Annotated in this window: 2 protein-coding genes; both read right to left on the bottom strand. The window is 73.8% G+C overall.

Translation table 11 applies throughout. The annotated features are described in order from the left end of the window. A partial coding sequence (locus BEK98_RS44120; protein WP_143684243.1) for a type I polyketide synthase occupies nucleotides 1–6051 on the bottom strand: 6051 nt, incomplete at its 3' end. Between the two features lie 20 nt (nucleotides 6052–6071). After that, on the bottom strand, nucleotides 6072–10376 hold a 4305-nt coding region (locus tag BEK98_RS44125), incomplete at its 5' end, for a type I polyketide synthase (protein WP_143684244.1).

The following is a 10376-nucleotide window of genomic DNA, read 5'->3' on the forward strand; positions in this document are numbered from 1 at the left end:
GCTGGCGCCGTCCTGGTTGATGGCGCTGCCGCGGATGACGGCGAGGACGGTGTGTCCGTTGCGGCGGGCGTCGGAGAGCTTCTCCAGTACGAGGACGCCGACGCCCTCGGACCAGCCGGTGCCGTCCGCCGACGCCGCGAACGGCTTGCAGCGTCCGTCGGGAGCCAGGCCGCGCTGGCGGCTGAACTCCACGAAGGTGCTCGGCGTCGCCATGACGGTGACGCCGCCGGCCAGCGCGAGGGAGCACTCGCCGGTGCGGAGGGCCTGGGCGGCCATGTGCAGGGCCACCAGGGAGGAGGAGCAGGCGGTGTCGACGGTGACCGCCGGCCCCTCGAAGCCGAACGTGTACGACACCCGGCCGGTGTGGACGCTGCCTGTGTTGCCGGTCCCCACATAGCCCTCTAGGTCGCTGGGCACGGCGGCCAGACGGCTCGCGTAGTCGTGGTACATCACGCCCGCGTAGACCCCCGTGTGGCTGCCGCGCAGGCCGGTCGGATCGATGCCGGCCCGCTCCAGGGCCTCCCAGGAGGTCTCCAGCAGCAGCCGCTGCTGGGGGTCCATGGCGAGCGCTTCGCGCGGAGATATCCCGAAGAACTCCGCGTCGAACTCCGCCGCCTCGCGCAGGAACCCGCCCTCGCGGGCGTAGGAGGTGCCGGGCGTCTCCGGGTCGGGGTCGAACAGCGTCTCCAGGTCCCAGCCGCGGTCGGCGGGGAAGCCGGAGATCGCGTCGCCGCCCTTGGCGACCAGCTCCCACAGGTCGTCCGGCGAGTCGACTCCGCCGGGGAATCGGCCGCTCATGCCGACGATCACGACCGGATCCTCCTCGTCGGCGGCCGTGCTCCTGGCCACCGTGGCAGCCGGGGCCGCCTCGGAGCCACCGCCCAGTTCGGTGAGCAGGAGGCGGGCGACGGCGCCGGGGTTGGGCTGGTCGAAGACGAGGGTGGCCGGCAGGCGCAGTCCGGTGGCTTTGTTGAGGCGGTTGCGCAGTTCGACGGCGGTGAGCGAGTCGATGCCGAGTTCCTTGAAGCCGCGCCGGGCGTCCACCGCGTCCGAGCCGCCGTAGTTCAGCGCGGCCGCGACCTCGCCCAGCACCAGGTCGAGCAGGAACGGCTCCCGCCGCTCCGCCTGGAGGGCGGCCAGCCGCTGGGCGAGCGAACCGGCGGATGTGACGGCCCCTGCCTGCGCGGTCCGGCGGGCCGTCGTACGGACGAGTCCCCGCAGGACGGACGGGACCTCGCCGCCCCGGGCCCGCAGACCGGCCGTGTCGAGCGCCACCGGCAGTACGTCGGGCACACCGAGCGCCAGGGCGGTGTCGAACAGGTCCAGGCCCTGGGCCGGCTCCAGTGAGCCGATGCCGGTGCGGGCCAGACGCGCCAGGTCGGTCGAGCCGAGCGTCGCGGCCATGCCGTCGTCGGCCCACGCACCCCAGCCCAGCGACGTCGCGGGCAGCCCGTCGGCGTGGCGCCGCTGGGCCAGCGCGTCCAGGCCGGCGTTGGCCGCCGCGTAACTGGCCTGACCCGCCGTGCCGTACGTGCCCGCGACCGAGGAGAAGAGCGCGAAGACCGACAGGTCCATGCCCCGGGTCGCCTCGTCGAGGTTGCGTGCCGCGTCCACCTTGGGGCGCAGTACGGCGGAGACGCGCTCCGGGGTGAGCGAGCTGAACACGCCGTCGTCGAGGACGCCGGCCGCGTGCACGACGCCGGTGAGCGGGTGCTCGCCGGGGATCCCGGCCAGCAGTTCGTCGAGGGCGGTGCGGTCGGCGACGTCGCAGGCCGCGAGGGTGACGTGCGCGCCGAGCGCCGTCAGTTCGCGCTCGAGTTCCTCGGCGCCCTCCGCGGCGCGGCCGCGCCGGCTGACCAGCAGCAGATGACGTACGCCGTGCTCGGTGACGAGATGCCGGGCGAAGAACCCGCCCAGCGCGCCGGTCGCCCCGGTGACGAGCACCGTGCCACCGGAGGCGAACGGCGACCGCCGGGACTCCGGTTCGGCGGCCCGGGCCAGGCGCGGCGCGAAGTACCGTCCCTCCCGCACCGCCAGCTGCGGCTCTCCCGGCACCACCCGGTCCGCGTCGGCGGCGTTGTCGAGCCGGTCCATCAGCACTATTCGGTCCGGGTTCTCCGTCTGCGCCGAGCGCAGCAGACCCCACACGGCCGCACCGGCCGGGTCGGGCGCCTCGCCCGCGACGGAGACCGCACCCCGGGTGCGGACCAGCAGCCGTTCCTCCTCGGGCCGGTCCTCGGCGAGCCACTCCTGCACCCGGCCGAGCACCTGGTGCACGGTGTCGTGCACCGGGCCGCCCGCCGGAACGTCCACGACGGCGCCGGCGTGTCCGTCGGAGTCGGCCGACACCGGCACCCACTCCAGGCGGAACAGGGCGTCGTCCCCGCCGGACGACCGCAGCGCGTCGCGCACCTGCGTCCCGGAGACCGTGCGCAGGCCCAGCGCGGCCACCTCGGCCACCGGCTGCCCGGCGCCGTCCCACACCAGCAGCGACACCGTGTCGGGGCCGGTCCGGGTCAGCCGTACCCGGGCCGTTGCCGCACCGGTCGCGTGCAGCCGCACCCCGCTCCACGAGAACGGCAGACGCGGATCCGGCGACTCCTCCAGGGCACCCAGCTCAAGAGCATGCAGTGCCGCGTCGAGCAGCGCCGGGTGCAGGCCGAACTTCCTCGCCTCCGCGGCCTGTTCCGCTGCCAGGGCGACCTCGGCGAAGACGGAGTCGTCGCTCCGCCACACCTGCTTGAGCCCCTGGAAGGCAGGACCGTAGACGAGTCCCTTCGTACCGAGCGTGTCGTACCAGCCGTCCAGGTCCACCAGACGCGCGTCCTGCGGCGGCCAGACGGCCGGGGCGTCCCCGGAAGCCATGGCGCCGGCGTCGTCGCGGGCCAGGACGCCCGAGCCGTGCCGCGTCCACGATCCCTCGGACGTGTCGCCCGCGGACCGCGAGTGGATGCTGAACGAGCAGCGACCGGTGTCGTCCGCGGCTTCGACCGACACCTGCACCTGCACCCCGCCCGCCGACGCCAGGCCCAGCGGAGCCTCCAGCGTCAGCTCCTCCAGAACCTGGCAGCCCGCCAGATCGCCTGCGCGCAGGGCGAGTTCGACGAACGCCGTGCCCGGCAGCAGCGCCGTGTCCAGCAGGGCGTGGTCGGCCAGCCAGGGATGGTCGTCGAGGGACAGCCGTGTCGTGAGCACCAGGGCGTCGGAGTCGGCGAGCGAGACGGCCGCCCCCAGCAGCGGGTGCCCGGCCGGACCGAGCCCGAGACCTGCGGCTTCCGCGTCGGCGTCGCGTGAGTCACGGTGGCTGAGCCAGTAGCGCCGGCGCTGGAAGGCGTACGTCGGCAGATCGAGATGCCCGGTCGTGCGGCCCTGGAAGAACGTCGGCCAGTCGAGCGCCGCCCCCCGCGTCCACAGCAGCGCCACTGCGGCCGCCAGGGACTCCGCCGCCGTACGGTCCTTGCGCAGGACCGTGACGAACTCCGGCTCGGTGTCGGCGTTTTCGGGGATGCAGGTGCGGCCCATGGCGGACAGGACGCCGTCGGGGCCGAGTTCGAGGTAGGTCGTGACACCGCGTTCGTGGAGGGTGGTGATGCCGTCGTGGAAGCGGACGGCCTCGCGGACGTGCCGTACCCAGTAGTCGGGCGAGGTGAGCTGCTCGGTCGTGGCGAGGTCCCCGGTGACGTTGGAGACGACGGGAATCCGCGGCCGGTCGAAGGTCAGCCCGGAGGCCACCCGGCGGAACTCCTCCAGCATCGGCTCCATGAGCGGCGAGTGGAAGGCGTGGCTGACCCGCAGCCGCCGCGTCCTGAACCCGAGCGCCGTCAGCGCGGCGTCGAGGTCCGCGACCGCTTCCTCGGTACCCGAGACGACCGTGGACGCCGGTCCGTTGACGGCGGCGATCGCAACCTCGTGCTCCCGCCCGGCGAGCTGCTCGGCCACCTGCTCCTCGGGGGCGAGCACGGACAGCATGGCCCCGCCGGCGGGCAGCGCCTGCATCAGGCGGCCACGGGCCGCCACGAGGGTGCAGGCGTCCTCCAGGGACAGCACGCCGGCCACGTGCGCGGCAGCCAGCTCGCCGATGGAGTGCCCGGCCACGAACTTCGGCCGCACTCCCAGGTGTTCGACGAGCCGGAACAGCGCCACCTCCAGTGCGAACAGCGCCGTCTGGGTGTGCAGCGTCTGGTCCAGCAGCTCGCCGTCCTCGGCGAACATCACCTCACGCAGCGAGTGGCCGAGATGCCCGTCCAGATGCCCGCACACCTCGTCCAGGGCGGCGGCGAACACGGGCTGGGTCTCGTACAGTTCGCGGCCCATCCCGGCCCGCTGGCTGCCCTGCCCGGTGAACAGGAACGCCGTGTCCCCCGCGACCGGCGTACCTCGCAGCAGACGTGGGGCCGCCTCGCCCTCGGCCAGCAGGGCCAGCCCCGCCCGCAGGGCATCGGCCCCGTCGGACCCGTCAGCCAGCAGCACGGCCCGCTCCTCGAGCGCGGCTCGGTGTACGGCGAGGGAGAGCCCCAGTGTCGACGGCTCCAGGTCCGGGCGGTGGTCGAGATGGGCTGTGAGCCGGCGGGCCTGGTCGCGCAGGGCGCCGGGGGTGCGGGCCGACAGCGGCAGCACGGTGACCGGCAGCGGAGCCTGCTCGGGTTCGGTCTCCTCGATGGGTGGTGCTTGTTCGAGGATGACGTGGGCGTTGGTGCCGCTGATGCCGAAGGAGGAGACGGCGGCGCGGCGGGGGCGGCCGGTGTCGGGCCATTGCTGCGGCTGGTTGAGGAGACGTACGGCGCCGGCCTCCCAGTCGATGAAGGGGGAGGGTTGGTCGGCGTGCAGGGTGCGCGGCAGGACCCCGTGCTGCATGGCCTTGACCATCTTGATGACGCCGCCGGCTCCGGCGGCGGCCTGGGTGTGGCCGATGTTGGATTTCAGTGAGCCGAGCCAGAGGGGTTGTTCGTCGGTGTGGGCTTGGCCGTAGGTGGCGAGGAGGGCTTGGGCTTCGATGGGGTCGCCGAGGCGGGTGCCGGTGCCGTGGGCCTCGACGGCGTCCACCTCCGCCGGGTCGAGGCCGGCGTTGCTCAGCGCTGTCCGGATCACCCGCTGTTGGGAGGGCCCGTTGGGTGCGGTCAGGCCGTTGCTGGCGCCGTCCTGGTTGACGGCGCTGCCGCGGATGACGGCGAGGACGGTGTGTCCGTTGCGACGGGCGTCGGAGAGCTTCTCCAGTACGAGGACGCCGACGCCCTCGGACCAGCCGGTGCCGTCCGCGGACGCCGCGAACGACTTGCAACGACCGTCCGCGGACAGCCCCTTCTGCCGGCTGAACTCCACGAACGTGCCGGGCGAGGACATGACGGTGACGCCGCCCGCCAGCGCGAGCGAGCACTCGCCGCCACGCAGCGCCTGGACCGCGAGATGCAGGGTGACCAGGGAGGAGGAGCAGGCGGTGTCGACGGTGACCGCCGGCCCCTCGAAGCCGAACGTGTACGACACCCGGCCCGACAGCACACTGCCCGCCCCGCCGGTCAGCCGGTGGCCGTCCGCCCCCTCCACGGGCTCGAACAGGTACGGCCCGTAGTCGTGGTACATGATGCCCGCGTAGACGCCGGTCCTGCTGCCGCGCAGTCCGGTCGGGTCGATGCCGGCCCGCTCGAAGGCCTCCCAGGTCGCTTCGAGGAACAGCCGCTGCTGGGGGTCCATGGCGAGGGCCTCGCGCGGGGAGATCCCGAAGAACTCCGCGTCGAACTCGGCCGCCTCGTGCAGGAACCCGCCCTCGCGGGTGTACGAGGTGCCGGGCCGGTCGGGGTCCGGGTCGTGCAGCCGCTCCAGGTCCCAGCCACGGTCGACGGGGAAGGGCGAGATGGCGTCGGTGCCCTGCTCGACCAGCTCCCAGAGGCCTTCGGGGGTGGTGACGCCGCCCGGGTAGTGGCAGCTCATGCCGACGACGGCGATGGGTTCGCGCGCGGCGGCGATCAGCTCCTGGTTCTGCTGCCGCAGCCTGTTGGTCTCCTTCAGCGAGTCCCGCAGCGCTGCCACGACCGCTTCGGACGAGGTGTTGTTCATGCTGTTCCTTCTCCAGGGACTCAGGAGCCGTGGCTCTCGCTGGCCATGCGGACGAGGGCGTCGACGTCGAGCGCGTCGATGTCGAGGTCGGAGGCGTCCGGAGCCGGGGCGACGGCCTGAGTGGTGTCGGCCGTCGGCACCGGCTCGGTGAGGTCGAGCAGTCGGTCGAGCAGACCCGAACCACGCAGCCGGTCGATCGACAGTGTGGAGAGCATGCGACGGATGTCCTGCTCCCCCAGGGCGTCGGCCGACGGCTGCGCCGAGTCCTCGGCGGCGGGCGCCAGTTCGGTCAGGAGCAGACGGGCGACGGCTCCGGGGTTGGGGTGGTCGAAGACGAGGGTGGCCGGCAGACGGAGTCCGGTGGCTTTGTTGAGGCGGTTGCGCAGTTCGACGGCGGTGAGCGAGTCGATGCCGAGTTCCTTGAAGCCGCGCCGGGCGTCCACCGCGTCCGAGCCGCCGTAGTCGAGCGTGCGGGCGACCTCGTCGCGGACCAGGGCGACGAGCTGCTCCTCCTGCTCCTCGGGGGTGAGCCCGGCGAGCCGCTGTGCGACGGACGGCCCCGCGCCGGCGGCCGTGGGTCCGGTGGTCGCGGCCCGGCGAGGCTGCGTGCGGACCAGCCCCCGCAGCAGGGCGGGCAGCTCCGCCCCGCGGGCCCGCAGCGCGGCGGTGTCGAGCGGCAGCGGCACGGCCCCCGGCCGGCCGAGCGCCACGGCGGCGTCGAACAGTTCCATGCCCTGGGCCGGTGCGATCGGGAGCATCCCGAGCCGGGCGAAGCGACTGCGGTCGGCCTCGCCGAGCGTGGCGGCCATACCGCCGTCCGCCCATGGACCCCAGGCAAGGGACACCGCCGGCAGGCCGAGGGCCCGCCGGTGCCCGGCGAGGGCGTCCAGGTAGGCGTTGGCCGCCGCGTAGTTGGCCTGGCCCGCGCCGCCGAGCAGGCCCTGGATCGAGGAGAAGAGCGCGAAGACCGCCAGGTCCAGATGTTGCGTGGCCTCGTGCAGGTTGTGTGCCGCATCGGCCTTGGGGCGCAGTACGGCGGAGACGCGCTCCGGGGAGAGCGTCGCGAACACCCCGTCGTCGAGGACACCGGCCGCGTGTACCACCCCGGTCAGCGGATGCCCGGCGGGCACACCGGCCAGCAAGTCGTCCAACGCGGCACGGTCGGCGACGTCGCAGGCTGCCAGGGTGACCTCCGCGCCGAGCGCCGCCAGCTCACGTTCCAGCTCCACCGCCCCGTCGGCCGCGCGACCGCGTCGGCTGACCAGCAGCAGGTGGCCCACCCCGTGCTCGGTGACGAGGTGCCGGGCGAGCAGCCCGCCGAGCGCCCCGGTCGCTCCGGTGATGAGCACGGTGCCGTCAGGCCCGAACGCCGGTGCTCCCGTCGCGGTCGTGGTGGCCCGCGTCAGTCGCGGGGTGAGCGCCCGGCCGGCGCGGACGGCGATCTGCACGTCCGAAGTGGCCAGCGCCACCGCCAGGGCAGCCTCGTCCTCGATGTCCTCCACGTCCACCAGCACGATCCGGTCCGGGTTCTCGGTCTGCGCCGAGCGCAGCAGCCCCCAGGCCGCCGCGGCCGGCAGATCGCGTACGTCCTCGTCGTCCGCCACCGCGACGGCGCCCTGGGTCACGACGACCAGCCGCTCCTCGTCCGGCCGGTCCTCGGCCAGCCACTGCTGCGCCCGCGCGAGCGCCTCGTGCACGGTGTCGTGCACGGACTCCCCGCCTCGCAGACGTACGACGGTGGTCGCGGCGGGCGCCGTGCCGGGCCCGGCAGGCACCCACTCCACGCGCAGCAGGCCCTCGGGGGCCGCGCCGCCGGCGGCGGCGAGCTGCTCGGCGGAGACCGCCCGTACGGCGAGCGCGTCCACCGAGGCGACCGGTGCGCCCGCGGCGTCGGCGACCTCGATCGTCACCGCGTCGTCCCCGGCCGGCGCGAGCCGCACCCGCGCCGCCGTAGCCCCTGTCGCGAACAGCCGCACCCCGCTCCACGCGAACGGCAGCCGCGGCTCACCCGTGCCGGGCAGCACGCCCAGCTCGATGGCGTGCAGTGCGGAGTCGAGCAGCGCCGGGTGGAGGCCGAAGGCGGCCGCGTCCTCGGAGTGGCCGTCGGGCAGGAGGAGTTCGGCGAACACCTCGTCGCCGCGTCGCCATGCCGCGCGCAGCCCCTGGAAAGCGGGACCGTAGCCGAATCCCTGTGCGTCCAGCTCCTGGTAACGGTTTGTCAGGTCGACCGGTTCGGCGCCGTGCGGCGGCCAGACGGTGAGATCCGGGCCCCGCCGCGCGTCCTCGGCGGCGAGCAGACCGGCGCCGTGCCGCACCCACGGCCGCCCGGGGTCGTCGCTCTCCTGCCGGGAGTGCAGCGTCAGCTCGCGCCGCCCCTCTTCATCGGGGGCGCCCACGATCACCTGGAACTGCACGCCGCCCCGCTCGGGAAGCACCAGCGGAGCCTCCAGTGTCAACTCCTCCAGCACACCGGCCAGGGCCTCGCCACCCGACCGCAACGCCAGTTCCACGAACGCGGTGCCGGGCAGCAGCACCCGGTCCAGGACCATGTGGTCCGCCAGCCACGGCTGGGCGGCGAGCGAGAGCCGCCCGGTCAACAGCAGTTCCTCGCCGTCGGCGCGCGTCACCACGCCGCCGATCAAGGGGTGGTCCACCGTGCCGAGCCCGACGGACGAGGCGTCCTGGGTCCGGGCCGTGTTCGGCTGCCAGTAGCGCTGGTGCTGGAACGGGTAAGTGGGCAGATCGACCCGCCGCGCCGTCCGGCCGCCGAACACGGCCCGCCAGTCCGGAGTGGTCCCGCGCACCCACAGCCGCGCGAGTGCGCCGCCGAGGGCAAGGGGCTCCGGACGGTCTTTGCGTAGTGCCGTGACGAACTCCGGCTCCACATCGGTGTTTTCCGGAATGGAGGTGCGGCCCATGGCGGACAGGACTCCGTCCGGACCGAGTTCGAGGTATGTCGTCACGCCCTGCTCGTGGAGGGTGGTGATGCCGTCGTGGAAGCGGACGGCCTCGCGGACGTGCCGTACCCAGTAGTCGGGCGAGGTGAGCTGCTCGGTCGTGGCGAGGTCCCCGGTGACGTTGGAGACGACCGGGATCCGCGGGGGACGGTACGACAGACCGCGCGCCACCGCCCCGAACTCCTCCAGCATCGGGTCCATGTGCGGCGAGTGGAAGGCGTGGCTGACCCGCAGCCGCCGGGTCTTCGCCCCGGACTCCTCCAGCCGCCCGGCCACCTCCAGCGTGGCGAGCAGATCACCGGAGATCACGGTCGAGGCCGGCCCGTTGACGGCGGCGATCACGACCTCGTGCTCCCGCCCGGCGAGCTGCTCGGCGACCTGCTCCTCGGGGACGAGCACGGAGACCATCGCCCCGTTCTGCGGCAGTGCCTGCATCAGCCGGCCCCGGGCGGCCACGAGGGTGCAGGCGTCCTCCAGGGACAGCACGCCGGCCACGTGCGCGGCAGCCAGCTCGCCGATGGAGTGCCCGGCCACGAAGTCGGGCGTGATTCCCAGGTGTTCGACGAGCCGGAACAGCGCCACCTCCAGTGCGAACAGCGCCGTCTGCGTGTGCACCGTCTGGTCCAGCAACCGGCCCTGCCAGTCGGCGTCCTCGCCCGCGCCGAACATGAGGTCGCGCAGGGACAGGCCGAGGTGCTCGTCGAGGTGCTTGCACACCTCGTCCAGCGCCTGCGCGAAGACCGGCTGGGCGTCGTACAGTTCGCGGCCCATGCCGGACCGCTGGCTGCCCTGTCCGGTGAACAGGAACGCCGTACCGCCCGTGACGGCTTCACCGTGCACGAGACGGCTCGACTCGCCTCCCTCGGCCAGCACCGCCAGATCCGCGAGCAGCCCGTCTCGGTCCTCGGCCCGGATCACCGCACGATGACCGAGCGCGGCCCGGTGTACGGCGAGGGAGAGCCCCAGTGCCGACGGCTCCAGGTCCGGGTGGTGTTCGAGGTGGGTGGTGAGGCGGCGGGCCTGGTCGCGGAGGGCGCCGGGGGTGCGGGCGGAGAGCGGGACGAGGACTGGTGCCGTTCCGGCGGCGGGTTCGGGTTCGGTCTCCTCGGCGGGTGGTGCTTGTTCGAGGATGACGTGGGCGTTGGTGCCGCTGATGCCGAAGGAGGAGACGGCGGCTCGCCGGGGGTGGCCGGTGTCGGGCCACTGCTGGGGCGTGTTGAGCAGGCGTACGGCGCCGGCGTCCCAGTCGATGAAGGGGGAGGGTTGGTCGGCGTGCAGGGTCTGGGGGAGGACCCCGTGTTGCATGGCCTTGACCATTTTGATGACGCCGGCGGCTCCGGCGGCGGCCTGGGTGTGGCCGATGTTGGA

The sequence above is a fragment of the Streptomyces diastatochromogenes genome (assembly GCF_002242805.1).
In the GTDB taxonomy this organism is placed as follows: Bacteria; Actinomycetota; Actinomycetes; order Streptomycetales; family Streptomycetaceae; genus Streptomyces; species Streptomyces diastatochromogenes.